Raw genomic sequence first — 15,420 nt, 5'->3', positions numbered from 1 at the left:
CGAACTCCTTTGCTCGGTTCGGCGGGCCCTCCCCTGGGCCCGCGCTTCACCTCCCGTTATAGTGCGGGCCGCCACGGGCGGCGACGCGGCAATCATCGCGCTTCGCCCACAGCGAACAGACCGTGATCCATTCAGCGTGGTGTGCGGAACGGCGCGCGTCCGCCGCCCTTGCGCCGGCGCTTGAACCCCGCCGCGGTGCGATTGTGGCGCTGGCCGGCCTGGCCTGCGGAGCGGCCGCCGTCATGCCGGTGTCCCCTCCCCTTGCCGTCGTCCTGACGGGCGGCGACGCGGCGGTCATGGCGCTTGGCGTCCTCGCCGCGCAGGTCCTCGGTGACGCGGATGGGTTTGCGGTGCACGCGCCGGCCACCGCGAGCGGCGTCCGGGTCGTCGATCACGCGGCCCTCGGCATCTGGCTTGGACCAGCCTTCCGCGCGCGCTCCGCCGTCGGCGAGGCGCTCGCGGCGCGCCTTCGCGGCGCGCTGGCGCTGCCGGCGGCTCCGGTTCCGCCCTGTGCCGGGCGCCGGCCGGCTGGCTTCGATCGGGGCAAGCTCCCAGCCTTCGACCTTCTCGGCCTCCTCGCCGGCGAGCTCGTCGACCTCGGGGGAATCCGGACGCACTTTGACCGGCTTGGCCTTGATGCCGGCCTGGCGGAGCATGCGCATCGTCTCGCGGCGATGCTCGGGCAGCACCAGGGTGACGACGTCGCCGGCCTGGCCGGCGCGGGCCGTGCGGCCGGAACGGTGGAGGAAGGATTTGGGATCCTCGGGCGGTTCCACCTGCACGACGAGTCCGACGCCGGAGACGTCGATGCCGCGCGCGGCCACGTCGGTGGCGACAAGCACGTTCACCTCGCCGGATTCGAAGGCGTTGAGGTTGCGGTCGCGCTGGTTCTGGTTGAGGTTGCCGTGCAGCTGCGCGGCGGGGATGCCCTGCTTGGTCAGGCTTTTGGCGAGCTTCTTGGCCCCGTACTTGGTGCGGGTGAACAGGATGCGCCTGCCCTGGCCCGCGGCGAGGCGGCGCACGATCTCGGGCTTGTCGCCCTTGGCGATCTCGAGCACATGGTGCGTCATGCCGTCCACCGGGGAGGTGGCGCTGTCCACGCTGTGGGTCTTGGGATCGTGGAGGAAACGGTCGACGAGCTGGTCGACGCCATGGTCGAGCGTCGCGGAGAACAGCATGTGCTGGGCGCCGTCGGGCACTTGCTCGAGCAGGCGTTCCACAGCGGGCAGGAAGCCCATGTCGGCCATCTCGTCGGCCTCGTCGAGCACGACCACATCCACCGCGTCGAGCGTGAGCAGCCCTTGGCGCAGCAGATCCTCCAGGCGCCCGGGGCAGGCGACGACGATGCGGGCGCCGGCGTTGAGCTCGGCGACCTGGCGGTTCTGCTTGACGCCGCCGTACACGGTGCAGGTGTCCATGCCGTAGGCGTGTGCCAGGGGCGCCAGCACGTCGTTGATCTGGTTGGCCAGCTCGCGCGTCGGGGCGAGCACGAGCCCCTGCGGATGGGGAAGGCGGCCGGCGCGGCCCCCGCCGCGTGCGACGCCCTCGTCGGCCATCTCCCCCAGCCGGGCGACCAGGGGGATGGCGAAGGCGAGCGTCTTGCCGGAGCCGGTACGTCCCCGGCCGAGCACGTCGCGTCCGGCGAGCGAGTCGGGCAGGGTGTCGGTCTGGATGGGGAAGGCGGTCCGCTTGCCGTCGTCAGCGAGTGCGGCGGCGATGGTGCCGGGCACGCCGAGCTCGGCGAAGGTCGGGGCGGATTCGTGGTCAAGTTCCAGGGAAGTGGGGGTGGGCACGTCGGCCTTTCATGTCAGGTCCGCGCCGGGCGCGCGGAGCCCGCCCACTGTACCCCGTCCGCCCGATAACGGCATGTCCCCGCCACGCGCGTCACCGGCGGTAACGATGGCCGGTACCTCCGCGAGGCCCGCTATGCCGCCGGCCAATCAAAGGGCGGCCGGATGCGCCGGTCACGCCAGTAGTAGTCGCGGTCGTGCTCGCCGATCGGCCGCGCCACACGGCATGGCGTGCCATAGGCGACGACGTCGGCCGGCAGGTCATGCGACACCAGCGAGTTGGCGCCGACCACCGTGTTGTCCCCGATGGTCACGCCGGGCAGGATCGTCACGTTCGCGCCGATCCACACGTTCTCCCCGATCGTCACCGGCAGCGAATACTGGGTGACCGGGTCGCGCCGCAGGTCGGGGCGGATTGGATGGCCGGTGGTGACGATCGTGACGTTCGGCCCGATCATCGTGTGGGCGCCGATCTCGACCTTGCCGTCGTCGACAAGCGTCAGGTTGAAGTTGGCGTACACATAGTCGCCCACATACGTGTTGCAGCCCCAGTTGGCATGGACGGGAGGCTCCAGCCATGCGCCCTCGCCGTAGGAGCCGAACAGCCGCCGGGCCAGGTCGAGCCTCTTGGACTGCTCGCCGGGCCGTGTGGCGTTGAAGTCGTAGAGCAGTTCCATCTGCTCGCGCTGCGCGGCGAGCATCTCCCTGTCGTCGCACCGGTAGATGTCGCCGGAGCGCATCATGTCCGTCACCCGCTGCGGCACTGTCATGCCAGGACCTCCTTGTCATCCGTCCACCACCACCATCGGCGGCGGCCATGCCATCTCCCGGCAGTCTACGGCATCCCCGGGCCCCCACACACGGCAAACCGTACTGTGACCGTGCGCAAGCGTACGGTTTGCCGTACGGGCCTCGTCTCTCTGCGGCAAACCGTACTCTGGAGCCTCGCAAGAGTACGGTTTGCCGCATGGCCGCATGGCTGGGACCCGGCGCTCCGCGCGACGGCGTGCTAGGTTTGATGGTGTAAGCCTGCCACGCATCATCACAGGAGATATGCCATGGACGGAATCATCCTGTATCGGTCGAAATACGGTGCCACGCGTCGGTACGCCGGCTGGCTCGCCGAGGAGATGGGCTTCCCCTGCGTGGATGTCAGGAAGACGAACATCCGCGAGGTCCGACGGCATGAGGTGATCGTCTTCGGAGGGGCGATATACGCCTCCGGCATCTCCGGGCTGTCCTTCCTGCGCAGGCACATCGACGACCTGCGCGGCAGGAAGGTCATCGCCTTCTGCTGCGGGGTCTCCCCCTACGAGGAGTCCGCGTTCCGGCAGATCCGGGAGCGCAACATGACGGGGGCGCTGTCCGACGTGCCCCTGTATTACTGCCGCGGCGCCTGGGACATGACGGCGATGACCTTCACGGACAGGACCCTATGCACCCTACTGAGGAACAGCGTCGCCAAGAAGGACCCGGCCGACTACGAGCCCTGGGAGAAGGCCCTGATGGCGGCGGGCGACGGCAGCCGCGACTGGACCGACCGGGCGTACCTCGCCCCGATCCTCGAGGCGATCGACGGCCCCGGCCCCGGAACCACGGCACGCTAGCAGCATGCACAGCCGGTGGAACGTGGCCGGGTAGCATGGCGCGTATGGATTTCACCTGGGACGCCACGCAATACCTCAAGTTCTCCGACCAGCGCACGCAGCCGAGCCGCGACCTAGTCGGCCGGCTGCCCGCCGACGACGGCTCGGTGCGCCGCGTGCTCGACATCGGCTGCGGCCCGGGCAACAGCACACAGCTGCTGCGCGACCGCTACCCGAAGGCCGAGGTCCTGGGCATCGACAGCTCCGAGTCGATGGTGGAGGCGGCGCGCGCGCAGCATCCGGACATCGACTTCGAGGTGGCGGATGCGACGGATCTGGATGCGCTGCCGGACGATTTCGACGTCGTGTTCTCGAACGCCTGCCTGCAGTGGGTGCCGGACCATCGGTCCGTGATCCCCGCATTCCTGCGCCGTGTGCGCGCCGGAGGCGTGGCCGCCTGCCAGTTCACCGAGACAATCAACCAGCCGGCGCATCGGATCATGCGCGCTCTGGCCGTGGAGGCGCCGTTCGCGGAGCACATCGGCGAGCACGGCGCGCGCCCCTACCATCATCTGGGCGGCGACCGGTTCGACGTAGGCGCCTACTACGACCTCGTCGCGCCGCATGCCCGGCACACGCAGGTGTGGGAGACGACGTACTGGCATGCGCTCGACGGCTACGAGGGCGTGGTGGAGTGGTACCGTGGCACCGGCATGCGCCCCTACCTGGCGCAGCTGCCGGACGACGACCTCAGAACCGCGTACGAGCAGGCGTTCGTCGACCGGCTGCGCGCGGTCTATCCACTGCATGCCAACGGGACGGTGCTGGTGCCGATGCCCCGCTTCTTCTTCCTCGCCGCCATGTGAGCGAGGTGTGAGCGCGACCGTCGCCGCTCACACCTCGAGGTCCCGACGGACGAATGCCGTCATGGCGGCGGCAAGGGATGCGACGCCGACGACGGCGAGTGCCACGGCCTGCCAGATGGCGGTCCCGTCGCCGTCGGCCAGGCCGTAGCGATCGAACAGCGTCAGGAAGGTCGCGTAGCGGATGTCCTTGAAGCGGTCACCGGCCTGGGCGACCATCTGCGCCACGAATTCGACGATCACGAACCCTCCGCCCGCCCACAGGGCGGGTGCCGCGTCGCGGAACGCGCAGGCGGACAGCAGGCTCAGTCCGGCCATGCACAGCCACAGGGCCGACAGTCCTGCGTTGACGCGCAGCAGCCCGATGCCCAGCTGTTCGTCGGGGAACAGCACGGCGGCCGTTCCGAATTCCAGGACGGTGAGGAACACCATCAGCGCGGCGAGCATGGTGAGCATGACTGCCGCAAGCGTGCCGACGACGGCGCCGCGCCGGTGCGGCGAGGCGAGCAGGTAGGCCATCGAGCCACGGTCGATCGGGCGGATCACAAGCCGATGGACGAGCAGCAGGATGAGCACGAGCGGGAACAGCACATACAGGAACCCGTAGAGGTAGTTGAGCAGGAAGCCCATCAGCGTGGTCGTGTCGTCGCCCATGCCGAAGGCGTCGAACAGACCGGGCATGGTCTTCATCATCGCGTCGAGCGCGGCGGAGGCGTCCGGATCGTAGAGCGCGGTGATGAGCGTGGTGTACATGGCGAGCACGGCGGCGATGATGACGGTGGGGATGAGGCTCGTCTTCGCTCCCCTGGCGTACAGTGCGGCGATCATCGCGCGTCCTCCTTTCCGGTCAGAGCGCCTGTCATGCCGTTTGTTCCCCCACCGCCCGTTTCCCTGTCACCGTAGAGATGAAGGAACATGTCTTCCAGACTCTGTTCCCGGGAGGCGAGGTCGGCGACGCGGTATTCAGCCAGATCCTTCACGAAACCGCTGACCGTTCCGGAAACGCGCACGGTCAGCGACATATTCGCAGCGACATCGTGGGAAGTGACGATCTCCCGGCCCGTTCCCTCTGCTGCAGGAACGGTCGCCTCCGGGTGGGCGGCGCGGTAGCGACCGGCCTCGGCCGCATCCGCGAACGTGATGAGGAAGGTGCGGGCGCGGGCGGCGCGCACGGCGGCCATGTCCTCCACGCCGACGATGTGGCCGGCCTTGAGGAAGGCGACGCGGTCACAGGTGCGTTCCACCTCGGGGAACATGTGGGAGGAGAGGAATACGGTGGCGCCACGGGCCCGTTCCTCACGCACCAGTTCTACGAAGCGCTCCTGCATGAGCGGGTCGAGCCCGCTGGTGGGTTCGTCGAGCAGCAGCACGTCCGGGGATCCCATGAATGCGGCGACGATGGCGACCTTCTGCCTGGTGCCCTTGGACATGCGCCCGATGCGTGCGGAGGGGTCGAGGTCGAACCGGTCGATGAGTTCGCCCATCCGGGCCTCCACGGCGCGCCGTCCATGGGCGACGTGGGCTCCGTCCGCTCGGAGAGCGGTCATGAAGTTCAGGAAGGCGATGCCGGTCATATCCGTGGGGCAGGAGACTTCGCCGGGCAGGTAGCCGACGCGTGTCTGAACGGCAGCACGGTCACGGAAACAGTCGAGTCCGGCGATGCATGCAGCGCCCCTATCGGGGCGAATGAATCCCATGAGCATGCGCATCGTGACGGTCTTGCCGGCGCCATTCGCGCCAAGAAAGCCGACGACACTGCCCTGGTCCACGTCGAGTTGTTCGTCGAAGACGCCGCGCCCGTGCCCGTAGTCCTTGGTCGCTCCATCGAGCGACAGCGCCGGTTGCTCTGCCATACCCTTCCTCCTCCGCCGGTTCCGGCCCATCCGCCCCGGCATGATCGCGGGAGCGGCAGGACGACCGGTGACGTCCAGTCTACGGCGTCGCATGGGCAGCCTATGGGGCCTCCCGGAACTAGCCTTGTCAAGCATGACACCTCTGTTCACTGCCCGTGACATCCGCTGCGCGATTCCCGCGCCCGGCGGCGGGGAGCATGTCGTCTTCGACGGAGTGTCGTTCGCCCTCGACGCCGGCGAGATCGTGGATGTGACCGGTCCGTCCGGGTCGGGCAAAAGCAGTCTGCTCACCGCGTTCGCCCGGCTCAACCCGTATGCGTCCGAAACGCTGACGCTCGACGGCCGTGACGCCGCATCGCTCACGCCGCAGCAGTGGCGCCGGCTGGTGGCGTATGTGCCGCAGCGGCCGTCGCTGATCGGTACCACGGTCGCGCAGGCCGTCCGTCTGCCGTGGACGCTTGCGGTGCGGCGGGACGCTCCAGACGCCGGTGCCCCGCCGTCGGACGGGGCTGTCCGCGCCATGCTGGATGCGATGGGATGCGCGGATGTGGAGCTGGAGCGCGCCCCGCACGACCTGTCCGGCGGGCAGGCGGCCCGCGTGTCGCTGGCGCGCGCCCTGCTGTCCGGCCCACTGGTGCTGCTCGCCGACGAGGTGGACGCGGGGCTGGACGACGACAACGCGCGACTCGTCGCCGACCTGCTCGCCCGGACCGTCCGCGATGCCGGCCTTGCCGTCGTGCGCATCCGGCACCGCGCGCCGGACGGCCGCGCCTCGCGCATCCTCCGGCTGGACAGAGGCCAGCTCACCGACATCTCCCGGATCGACGCCCCACAGCACGAGGAGGAAGCACGATGACCGGCAACGCTTATCCAATCGACGTCTGGGGTCTGCTCGCGGCACTGCTCATGGTCGCCCTGGCGGCCGGCGTCTCCGGGCTCATGCGGCTCGGCATCGGCCGGTCGCTGCTGTGGTCGGCGTGCCGCGCCCTGCTGCAGCTGTGCGCGATGGGCCTGGTCATGGGGTTCGTGATCCACGCCGGCGACCCGTGGCTGGTGGTGGCGCTGCTCGCCGTCATGCTCGTGGCCGGCGTGCAGATCACGCTCTCCCGCGCCAAGGGCGTGCCACGCGGCCTGGCCGGACCGGTGCTGCTGAGCCTGGCGGTCACGCTGCTGCTCATGCTCACCGTGGTGACCGGGCTCATCGTCCGCCCGACCCCGTGGTATGCGCCGCAGCTGGTGGTGCCGCTGGCCGGCATGCTGCTGGGCAACACCGTATCCGCCCTGGCCGTGGGGCTGAGCCGTTTCTTCGAGTCGATGCAGGAGCGGCGCGACGAGATCGGCACGCTGCTGGCGCTCGGCGCCTCGCCATGGGAGGCGGCCAAGCCGTCCGTCGTCTCCTCGATCCGGCTGGGATTGACGCCGACGACGGCCTCGCTGGCCTCGGCGGGCATCGTCACGATCCCCGGCATGATGGCCGGCCAGGTGATCGCGGGCGGCGACCCGCTGGGCGCGGCGAAGTACCAGTTCGTCATCCTGGCGGCCATCGCCGCGCTCACGCTCCTGGCGGACGGACTCATCATGCTGTGCGTCTACCGCACCTGCTTCGACGCGGAGGGCCGTCTGCGCCCGGCGCGCACCACCGCCAGGACGGCGGCCAAGGCCACCGCGTAGAGCACGGCCAGCACCGGGATGAGCGCGGCATAGCGCTGCGAAGGGTCGGCGGCGTGGCTCACCACGAAGGAGGCCAGCTGGTTGCCGGACAGGCCGGCCATGGCCCAGGCGCTCAGGGCCAGGCCATGCACGGCGGAGACGGAGCTCATGCCGAAATGCTGTTCGAGCAGCACCGGCAGCGTGGAGAAGCCGCCGCCGTAGCCGGCGTTGACAAGGAACAGCATGGCGAGCACCAGCCACAGCGCACCGTGGGCAATGGCGCCCGTGGCGGCGACGGCCATGCACACGGCGATGGACAGGGCGAAGATCGTCACATAGGCGGTCTCGCGGCGGCGGCAGTGGTCGGACAGCGTGGAGAAGCCGATGCGCCCGGCCGCGTTGAACACGGCGTCCGCGGCCAGCACCGTGGCAATGACGCCGGCGGTGGCGGCGGCCAGGTGGATGGCGTCGAGCCCCGCATAGCGTGGCGTCAACGCCAGCACGTCGTGCAGCATGTCCTTCTCCTGGCTGATCAGCGCCAGGCCGCAGGTGATATTGAGGTAGAAGGCCAGCCAGATGGCCCAGAACAGAGGCCTTGTCACCACGGTGCGGCGGCGGATCCGCGCCTCGGGATGGTACACGTAGCCGTCGGGACGGCGGATGAGCGCGAAGCCGAGCAGCATCATCACCGCGTACACCGCAGACAACGTCAGGAACATGCCGGTCAGCCCCACCGTGTCGATGAGCCATTGCATGACCGGGCTAGCGATGGCCTTGGCCAGGCCGAAGCCGGCGACGGCGATGCCGGTAGCCAGGCCCTTGTTGTCGGCGAACCAGAGCATGAGGTTCTTCACCGGCGTCAGGTACCCGATGCCGAGTCCCACGCCCATGACCGCCCCGTAGCACAGGAACACGCCCGGCAGCCAGCCGGCGGCGATGCTCGCGCCGGTGCCGGCGAAGCCGACGACGAAGCAGATGGCGGAGATCAGTGCGGATTTGCGGATGTCCCGCTCCACCAGCGGGCCCAGGCAGGCGGCGGACATGCCCAGGAAGAAGATGGCGAGCGAGAACGCCCACTCCACCGTGCCGGCCGGCACCTGCATGGCGTTGGCGATGTCCTGCTTGAACACGCTCCAGCAGTACACGGTGCCGATGGAGACGTGGATGAGCAGGGCGGGCGCCACGGCATGCGCCCACCTCCCCCGTGCGGAGCGCGTGGCGCGGGCCTGTGCGGCGATGGCGATGCGCGTCGTGATGGTCATGCTTCGGTTCCCCTTCCCGCAGTCGATGACGTCCGGCATGGCGGACATGCCGGAATCGAACACGCACAACGTAACGTTGTCAGGGGACGCGCCCGCCCGCGCCGCCGCAGCGACTGCCGGCGCGCACCGCGGGCCGCGGCATGGGACGACCGGCTCGGAACCGTTGCGGCGCATGGCGTTCCCGGGTCCGCGGGACGCCGCCATACGCCTCCATCCGCACCGGCGGCGCCGGTTGGATGACACTCCCGGGAATATGAGCCATCTCACATGGCCATAGGGGGAGGTTATGGCCGGCCATGTGAGATCCGCCACGAAGCCGCCGCGACCCATGGCGTGTTCCGGCGTCGAGGGGCGATGATGGAGGCATGAACGACACCATGCACACGGCCCGCACCGCCGCGGCGTCCTCGCCGGCCACCCGGCTCGAACACGACTGCATCGGCTCCCTCGAGGTGCCGGCCGACGCCTACTGGGGCATCCACACGCAGCGCGCCATCGGCAACTTCCCCGTCTCCGGGGTCACCGACGGCGACCACCCCACGCTCATCCGCTCGTATGCGACGGTCAAGCGCGCCTGCGCCGCCGCGAACGCCGAGCTCGGCCTCGTCGACGCGCACAAGGCCGAGCTCATCGAGCGGGCGTGCCGGGACATCGAGGGCGGCGGGCTGGCCGACCAATTCCCGGTGGACGTGCTCCAGGGCGGGGCTGGCACCTCGGCGAACATGAACATGAACGAGGTCATCGCCAACCGCGCGCTGGAGCTGGCGGGCCGGGCCCGCGGCGACTACACGTACATCCACCCCAACGACACGGTGAACCATTCGCAGTCCACGAACGACACGTATCCGGCGGCCTGCAAGCTCGCCATCGTGCGCTCGCTCGAACCGTTGCGCCAGTCGACCGACCGGCTGCGCCGGGCGCTGCACGGCCTGGCCGACCGGCATGAGAACGACATCAAGCTCGGCCGCACGCAGCTGCAGGACGCGGTGCCGATGACCTTCGGCCAGGAGTTCCACGCCTTCGCCAGCTTCCTCAAGATAGACATGGCGGCGATGGACGCGCTGATTCCCGACCTGTGCGTGCTCAACTTGGGCGCCACGGCCATCGGCACCGGCATCTGCGCCGACCTGCGCTTCCGCAAGGCCGCCGCCGCCCAACTCAAGGCGATCACCGGACTGCCCGTCACCATCGCGCCGGACCCGCTGGCCGCGATGACCGACATGAGCGCCTACATCGCCGCCAGCGCCACGATGAAGAACCTCGCCATCCATCTGAAGAAGCTGGCCGACGACCTGCGGCTGCTCAACTCCGGGCCGCGCGCCGGCTTCGGCGACCTGAGGCTTCCCGCACGCCAGGCGGGCTCCAGCATCATGCCGGCAAAGGTGAACCCGGTGATCCCCGAATGCGTGGACCAGTGCTGCTTCACGATCTTCGGCATGGACGTGACCGTCAACTGGGCGGCCGCCGAGGGCCAGCTGCAGCTCAACGCCTTCGACCCGATCATCGTCCACCAGATCCTCACGGGCATGTGGCTCATGACCAACGCGATGGACATGCTGCGCGTCAACTGCATCGAGGCGATCAGCGTGGACAAGGAGACGGGGCGCGAGCATGCGCTGCGCTCCCCCGCCATCTCCGCGGCGCTCAACGATGCGATCGGCTACGAGGCCGCCAGCGCCATCGCCGCCGAGGCGGTGGCCACCGGCCGCACCGTGCGCGAGGTCGCCGGCGAACGCACGGACCTGCCGGCCGCGGAGCTGGACCGGCTGCTCGACCCGGTGCGCCTGTCGCGCAGGCTGGGCCAGACCTGCCGGGAGCGCCAGCATCCGGTGGACGGCACCGACTGACCGCCGCCAAGTCCGCCCGGCCCATCCCCGTCCCGCATCCCCGCCGTCCCGGAACCATCGGACGGCGGGGATGCTGTTTCGCGTAACATTCGTCGTGATAATGCTCCTCCGTATCCTCTGACGGGCACGGCGCAGTCATCCTGCGTCCCCTGGGAGGCGCCGCCGACCCCGCCCCCGCCCGCAGCCACGGATCCGGGCGGCACGACAGGAGGCCAGGTGAAGGTCACGCCACGGGAACGCACGGCGCATACGCAGGAGCACGATTCGCAGGACACGATGCCACAGGACACGGCTTCGCAGGGCAAGCGCCCGGTGGCGGGGCAGCTCATCGTCGTGGTGGTGGCCCTGTCCATCCTCACGTTCCTGGGCATCCTGTCGGAGACGTCGCTCAACATCGCCTACTCCACGCTGATGGGCGAGTTCTCTGTGTCGGCGGACGTGGTGCAGTGGCTGACCACCGGCTATCTGCTGCTGCTGTCCGTGTCGATCCCCACGTCGCCGTTCCTGGTGCGCACCTTCCTGACGAAGGGCCTGTTCGTCACGGCGGTGGCGATCTTCACGGCGGGTACGCTGATCGGCGCTCTGGCGGCGAACTTCCCGATGCTGCTGGCGGCCCGTCTGGTCATGGCACTGGGCACCGGCATCTCCCTGCCGCTGCTGACGAACATCATCCTGGAGAAGGCACCGTTCGAACAGCGTGGCATGATGCTCGGCCTGGTGAGCCTGGTCACGTGCGCGGCGCCGGCGATCGGCCCCGTGTTCGGCGGCGTGGTGATGGAATACCTCGACTGGCACTGGATCTTCTACACGATGTTGCCGTTCCTGGTCCTGTCCTTCGCGCTCGGCGTGGCGACGGTGCCGGACATTCGCCGCAGGGACGCGGCGCGCGCGCATCTGTCGGTGCCCTCGCTGCTGCTCGTGGCGCTGGGCCTGGCGGGGCTCATCGTGGCGGTGAGCTTCGTCACCGCCTGGCAGGGCGACTGGCGCTTCTGGACGCTGCTGGCGGCCGCGGTGGCCGTGCTCGCCGTGTTCGCCGTGACGCAGCTGAGGATGGCGCATCCGCTGGTCGAGGTGCGCACGTTCTCCCACCCGGGCTTCACACTGGGCATGCTCGTGCTGCTGGCGAGCTCCGGCGGCGTGCTGGGGCTCAACTTCCTGCTGCCGATCCTGCTGCAGCGCGGCTTCGGCCAGTCGAGCATGTCGGCCGCGTTGATCCTGCTGCCGGGCGCCGTGGTGGGCGCCGTGTCCGCCCCGCTGATCGGCGGGGCGCTCAGGCAGCATTTCCCGCCGCGGTTCATCCTCTGCGGATTCGCCGGCGTGGTCGTGATGGACGTGGTCCTTATGCTCGGCGGCCAGGTGCAGTGGGCGGTGGCCGTGGCCTACGCGCTGTTCATGGCGGCGAGCGGCTTCGTGCTCGTGCCCGACCAAACGCATGCGCTCAACCAGCTGCCCGCCCGGCTCAACGCGGACGGTTCGGCGGTGATGAACACGGTGCAGCAGCTCGCCGGCGCCGTGGGCACCGCGGTGGCCAGCGCGCTCATCACCGGATTCAGCACCGCGGACATGGCGCGGGGCATGACGGAGGCCGAGGCGTACCGTGCCGGCTTCTCCTCGTCGATGACGGTGCTGCTGGGCGTGGGCGTGGCCGGCATCGCACTCGCCGCGCTGATGTTCCGATTCTCGGTGCGCCGCGCCCCGGAGATGACCGAAGTGCGCTGAGCGTGCTCCGTCCCGTCCTGTGGACGCCGCGGGACGGGACGGGGACGCCTTCGGCTACGCTGACGGCAGGCGATGGGACCCGCCTGGGCCGGCGCATGGCGACCGGTCCAAACCGCGACTCCGCTGACAGTTCCTACCCGACACCCCGACATCAGGGGCGCATGCCGCAGGCATGCCCGGGCGGAGCCGTCCCTCCTTCCGGGCGCCGGGCGCGCTCCGGAAAGCGACATGATGACAGTCCCCTCCGATTCCCCCTCCTCCGGTGCCGTCGGCGCGACCACGTCGGCACGTCCTCCGCGCGCCGCCTCCCCCGTCAGCCTGCGGCTGGCCATGGTCGTCTTCCTGGGCGGCGCGGTCGGCACCGGGCTTCGATACCTGCTGTCCGCCCTCCCCCAGGCCGGCGCCGTGCACGTCGGCACGCTGGCCGCCAATCTCGCCGCCTGCCTGGCGTATGCGGCGCTCACCTCCTACCTGTCGCAGGCGTCGTGGATTCCCCGCCGACGCAAGGAGCCGATCAGCCGCGGCATGGGCATGGGCCTGTGCGGAGGGCTGTCGACGATGTCGACGCTCGCCCTGGAGGAGTTCGACGCGCTGCACGCCGGTGACCTTCTGGGAGGTGCCGGCTACTGCCTGGTCACCTTCGCCGGCGGACTCCTGGCCGCGTGGGCCGGCGTGCGGCTGGGACTGGTCCTGTCCCGCCGAAGGGAGATGGCCGCGCTGGCCGTCGAGGAGCGGGAGACGGCACGATGACCGCCCCGCTGCTCGCCCTCGCCGTATGCGCCTGCGGAGGTCTGGGCGCCTCGCTGCGCTACGTGTGCGACGCGCTGATCAAGGTCCGCTGGTCGGGCACGTTCCCCCTGTCCACCTTCCTCATCAACGCGGCCGCCGGTCTGGCCGCGGGAGTCACGGCCGCGCTGTACGCCCAGGGCACGCTGGACGGCGACTGACGCCTGCTGCTGGCCACGGGCCTGCTCGGCGGCTTCTCCACCTTCTCCACCGCGATCAACGAGACGGTGTCCCTGGCCCGCGGACTGAAGCTGGCCCACGCCGCCTGGTATCTGGCCGCCTGCGTCTGCGTGCCGGTCGCGGCGCTCGCCGCGGGCTACGCGCTGGTGTCCCTGGCGTAGAGCGGCTGACCGCGTTCAGAACACGAACTGGACGAGCAACATGTAGGCGATGGTGCCGCCGGCAATGGAGAGGATCATGCTATGCCGCCACAGGTGGAGCACGACGACGACCAGCAGCGCGACGAGCTCGGGAATGCCGCGCGTGGGACCGGTCAGGTCGGTGTTGCGCAGCGCGTAGACGACAAGCAGACCACCGATGGCGTATGGCAGTACATCGCCCAGGTAGCGGATGACGCGCGGCGGCTCCTTGGATTCGGGGAACAGAAGGAAGGGCGTGAACCGGGTGATCATGGTGCCGTCCACCACAGCCACGATGGTAAGCACGCCCTGCCAGATGGTCGCCCTGCCAGATGGTCATGGTCATCGTGATTCATCTCCTTCCGTTGCCATGCCGGCCGGCTTCTCATGGCCGCCGTCACTGTTCCCCTCGAACCAGCGACGGGTCGCCAGGAAGAACACGACTATGACGACAAGCGCGGGGATGATGACCGGTCCGGTCCGAACAGTGCCAGCGCCGCGACGGAGACAACTACACCGACCAGAGCAGCGGCCCGTCCCGGCCGCCCCGAGCCGCGCCACTGGTCGAGGAACAGCACGGCGAACAGGGCGGTGAGCACGAATCCGAGGCCATCGGTATCGAAGGGCAGGTGCGCGCCGATCAGCCCGCCGAGGGTGGCACCGGCCACCCAGTACGTCTGGTTGAGCCAGGTGGTCCACAGGTAGTACCAGCCGCGGTCGATGCCGTCGGGAATCGTGGCCGCGACGTTGAGGACGAAGGTCTCGTCGCACATGCCGAAGATGAGGAACGGCCGCTTCCATCCCAGTCCTTTGAACCGGCCGAGCATGGCCAGGCCGTAGAAGAGGTGGCGCGCCCCGACCATGATGGCCAGGGAGAAGGCGACGACGGGGTTGAATGCCGAGAGCAGCAGGTCGACGGTGACGAACTCCATGGATCCGGTGAAGATGAACAGCGCCATGCACATCGGCCACACAAAGCTGAACCCTTTGGTGGCCATGAGCACGCCGTAGGAGGCGGCGAGGAACACGAAGCCGATGCCGATGGGCAGGGTGCGGGGCGCCGCCGCCCTGAGGGCGGGCAGCACGACGCCGCGCCGCCTGCCTTCCGCGCGGTGGTTCCGCAACATGACCAGTCCGGTCCGATTGCTCATGTGGCCGATTGTAGGTGGCCTTGGTATCGCTGAGTCTTCCCATCGGCCAGGCCCGACCATCCGACCGGGGTGGCGCGGCGGTGCGCCGGGCCGACCGCATCCACCCATCGGGACGGCATGACGGCAGCGACGCCGACGCGCCTACCATCATGCGGCATGGCTGCATCAGCGACAACATCAGCGACGCCCCACCCGGCCCAATCCACCATCGCGCACACGGATGAGAAACGGTTCGACCAAGACCAAGTCGAACGGCTGTTCCGCTCCGTCGGATGGGAATCGGCGGGATACCCGCAGCGCCTGCACAGGGCGCTCATAGGATCGGACACCGTGTTCAGCGCCTGGGACGGCGGCCGGCTGGTCGAGCTGGTGCGCGACCGGTACCGCGACTACTTCTTCCTGGAGGTCATGCCGGAGGAGCGCGCCAACGCGCCGTTCTACGAGCGGCACGGCTTCCGGCTCATGGAGGACGGCGCCGCCATGCAGATCGTCAACCGCGGCTGAGCGGCATACAGGCTCCGCTCCATATCGGACGGGCATGTCCGCGCATGGCG

At 69.4% G+C, this 15,420-nt stretch carries 14 protein-coding genes, 2 pseudogenes and 1 riboswitch; of the genes and pseudogenes, 9 read left to right on the top strand and 7 right to left on the bottom strand.

Features of this window, described 5'->3' with window-relative positions; genetic code table 11:
- Window positions 1-131: 131 nt before the first annotated feature.
- Window positions 132-1,793: a DEAD/DEAH box helicase gene (locus tag H7U32_RS02690; protein WP_204467850.1), complete on the bottom strand. Its 1,662-nt coding sequence runs from the start codon at window positions 1,791-1,793 to the stop codon at window positions 132-134.
- Window positions 1,794-1,924: 131 nt separating this feature from the next.
- Entirely contained in the window at window positions 1,925-2,560 is a 636-nt protein-coding gene (locus H7U32_RS02685) for a sugar O-acetyltransferase (protein WP_204467848.1), read from the bottom strand.
- 288 nt (window positions 2,561-2,848) lie between these two features.
- Here H7U32_RS02685 and H7U32_RS02680 point away from each other — a divergent pair, with 288 nt between their 5' ends.
- Both H7U32_RS02680 and H7U32_RS02675 read left to right on the top strand, forming a co-directional pair.
- Window positions 2,849-3,397, top strand: a complete 549-nt coding sequence (locus H7U32_RS02680; protein WP_204467847.1) for a flavodoxin domain-containing protein — start codon at window positions 2,849-2,851, stop codon at window positions 3,395-3,397.
- A 44-nt stretch (window positions 3,398-3,441) separates the two neighbouring features.
- Window positions 3,442-4,242: a methyltransferase domain-containing protein gene (locus tag H7U32_RS02675; RefSeq protein ID WP_204467845.1), complete on the top strand. Its 801-nt coding sequence runs from the start codon at window positions 3,442-3,444 to the stop codon at window positions 4,240-4,242.
- Window positions 4,243-4,269: 27 nt separating this feature from the next.
- Here H7U32_RS02675 and H7U32_RS02670 read toward each other — a convergent pair whose 3' ends face one another.
- Window positions 4,270-5,067: a hypothetical protein gene (locus H7U32_RS02670; protein WP_204467844.1), complete on the bottom strand. Its 798-nt coding sequence runs from the start codon at window positions 5,065-5,067 to the stop codon at window positions 4,270-4,272.
- On the bottom strand, window positions 5,064-6,092 hold the full coding sequence (locus tag H7U32_RS02665) for an ABC transporter ATP-binding protein (protein ID WP_204467842.1): 1,029 nt from the start codon (window positions 6,090-6,092) through the stop codon (window positions 5,064-5,066). The genes H7U32_RS02670 and H7U32_RS02665 overlap by 4 nt, the downstream gene beginning before the upstream one ends.
- Window positions 6,093-6,225: 133 nt before the next feature.
- Between H7U32_RS02665 and H7U32_RS02660 the strand changes: the two genes are divergently transcribed.
- Window positions 6,226-6,948 carry an ABC transporter ATP-binding protein gene (locus H7U32_RS02660; protein ID WP_204467840.1) on the top strand — a complete coding sequence of 241 codons (723 nt, stop codon included), beginning with the start codon at window positions 6,226-6,228 and terminating at the stop codon, window positions 6,946-6,948.
- Window positions 6,945-7,763, top strand: coding sequence for an ABC transporter permease (locus H7U32_RS02655; protein WP_204467839.1), 819 nt, complete (start codon window positions 6,945-6,947; stop codon window positions 7,761-7,763). The genes H7U32_RS02660 and H7U32_RS02655 overlap by 4 nt, the downstream gene beginning before the upstream one ends.
- Here the strand turns inward: H7U32_RS02655 and H7U32_RS02650 are convergent.
- Window positions 7,682-9,004, bottom strand: a complete 1,323-nt coding sequence (locus H7U32_RS02650) for an OFA family MFS transporter (RefSeq protein ID WP_204467837.1) — start codon at window positions 9,002-9,004, stop codon at window positions 7,682-7,684. The two genes, H7U32_RS02655 and H7U32_RS02650, sit on opposite strands and share 82 nt — an antisense overlap.
- Window positions 9,005-9,381: 377 nt before the next feature.
- On the opposite strand from H7U32_RS02650, the gene H7U32_RS02645 reads away from it, so the two are divergent.
- The 4 genes and pseudogenes from H7U32_RS02645 to H7U32_RS02630 all read left to right on the top strand — a co-directional run bounded on the left by H7U32_RS02645 (window position 9,382) and on the right by H7U32_RS02630 (window position 13,697).
- Window positions 9,382-10,851 (top strand): aspartate ammonia-lyase, encoded by a 1,470-nt coding sequence (locus H7U32_RS02645; RefSeq protein WP_204468159.1) that lies wholly within the window; start codon window positions 9,382-9,384, stop codon window positions 10,849-10,851.
- A gap of 216 nt (window positions 10,852-11,067) precedes the next feature.
- Window positions 11,068-12,570 (top strand): DHA2 family efflux MFS transporter permease subunit, encoded by a 1,503-nt coding sequence (locus tag H7U32_RS02640; protein ID WP_323804559.1) that lies wholly within the window; start codon window positions 11,068-11,070, stop codon window positions 12,568-12,570.
- A 59-nt stretch (window positions 12,571-12,629) separates the two neighbouring features.
- Window positions 12,630-12,713: riboswitch (Fluoride riboswitch) on the top strand.
- Window positions 12,714-12,798: 85 nt separating this feature from the next.
- On the top strand, window positions 12,799-13,320 hold the full coding sequence (locus H7U32_RS02635) for a CrcB family protein (RefSeq protein ID WP_239457447.1): 522 nt from the start codon (window positions 12,799-12,801) through the stop codon (window positions 13,318-13,320).
- A pseudogene (locus H7U32_RS02630) lies at window positions 13,317-13,697 on the top strand (fluoride efflux transporter FluC). The gene H7U32_RS02635 and the pseudogene H7U32_RS02630 overlap by 4 nt, the downstream one beginning before the upstream one ends.
- A gap of 15 nt (window positions 13,698-13,712) precedes the next feature.
- On the opposite strand, the gene H7U32_RS02625 reads toward H7U32_RS02630, so the two are convergent.
- Window positions 13,713-14,021 carry a branched-chain amino acid transporter permease gene (locus tag H7U32_RS02625; protein WP_323804558.1) on the bottom strand — a complete coding sequence of 103 codons (309 nt, stop codon included), beginning with the start codon at window positions 14,019-14,021 and terminating at the stop codon, window positions 13,713-13,715.
- A gap of 36 nt (window positions 14,022-14,057) precedes the next feature.
- Window positions 14,058-14,842 (bottom strand): annotated as a pseudogene (locus H7U32_RS02620) (AzlC family ABC transporter permease).
- 180 nt (window positions 14,843-15,022) lie between these two features.
- Between H7U32_RS02620 and H7U32_RS02615 the strand changes: the two are divergent.
- Window positions 15,023-15,370, top strand: a complete 348-nt coding sequence (locus H7U32_RS02615) for a GNAT family N-acetyltransferase (RefSeq protein ID WP_204467835.1) — start codon at window positions 15,023-15,025, stop codon at window positions 15,368-15,370.
- The last annotated feature ends 50 nt before the right edge of the window (window positions 15,371-15,420 follow it).

This window comes from Bifidobacterium pullorum subsp. saeculare, from assembly GCF_016899725.1.
GTDB lineage: Bacteria > Actinomycetota > Actinomycetes > Actinomycetales > Bifidobacteriaceae > Bifidobacterium > Bifidobacterium pullorum_C.
The sequence above is the reverse complement of the archived record's forward strand: the minus strand, read 5'-3'. Positions and strand labels throughout refer to the sequence as shown.

Bases quoted from the DNA above. Each gene is read 5' to 3' on its own strand.
- H7U32_RS02685 (WP_204467848.1), bottom strand. From the start codon at position 2,560: ATGACAGTGCCGCAGCGGGTGACGGACATGATGCGCTCCGGCGACATC.
- H7U32_RS02680 (WP_204467847.1), top strand. From the start codon at position 2,849: ATGGACGGAATCATCCTGTATCGGTCGAAATACGGTGCCACGCGTCGG.
- H7U32_RS02675 (WP_204467845.1), top strand. From the start codon at position 3,442: ATGGATTTCACCTGGGACGCCACGCAATACCTCAAGTTCTCCGACCAG.
- H7U32_RS02670 (WP_204467844.1), bottom strand. From the start codon at position 5,067: ATGATCGCCGCACTGTACGCCAGGGGAGCGAAGACGAGCCTCATCCCC.
- H7U32_RS02665 (WP_204467842.1), bottom strand. From the start codon at position 6,092: ATGGCAGAGCAACCGGCGCTGTCGCTCGATGGAGCGACCAAGGACTAC.
- H7U32_RS02660 (WP_204467840.1), top strand. From the start codon at position 6,226: ATGACACCTCTGTTCACTGCCCGTGACATCCGCTGCGCGATTCCCGCG.
- H7U32_RS02655 (WP_204467839.1), top strand. From the start codon at position 6,945: ATGACCGGCAACGCTTATCCAATCGACGTCTGGGGTCTGCTCGCGGCA.
- H7U32_RS02650 (WP_204467837.1), bottom strand. From the start codon at position 9,004: ATGACCATCACGACGCGCATCGCCATCGCCGCACAGGCCCGCGCCACG.
- H7U32_RS02645 (WP_204468159.1), top strand. From the start codon at position 9,382: ATGCACACGGCCCGCACCGCCGCGGCGTCCTCGCCGGCCACCCGGCTC.
- H7U32_RS02635 (WP_239457447.1), top strand. From the start codon at position 12,799: ATGATGACAGTCCCCTCCGATTCCCCCTCCTCCGGTGCCGTCGGCGCG.
- H7U32_RS02615 (WP_204467835.1), top strand. From the start codon at position 15,023: ATGGCTGCATCAGCGACAACATCAGCGACGCCCCACCCGGCCCAATCC.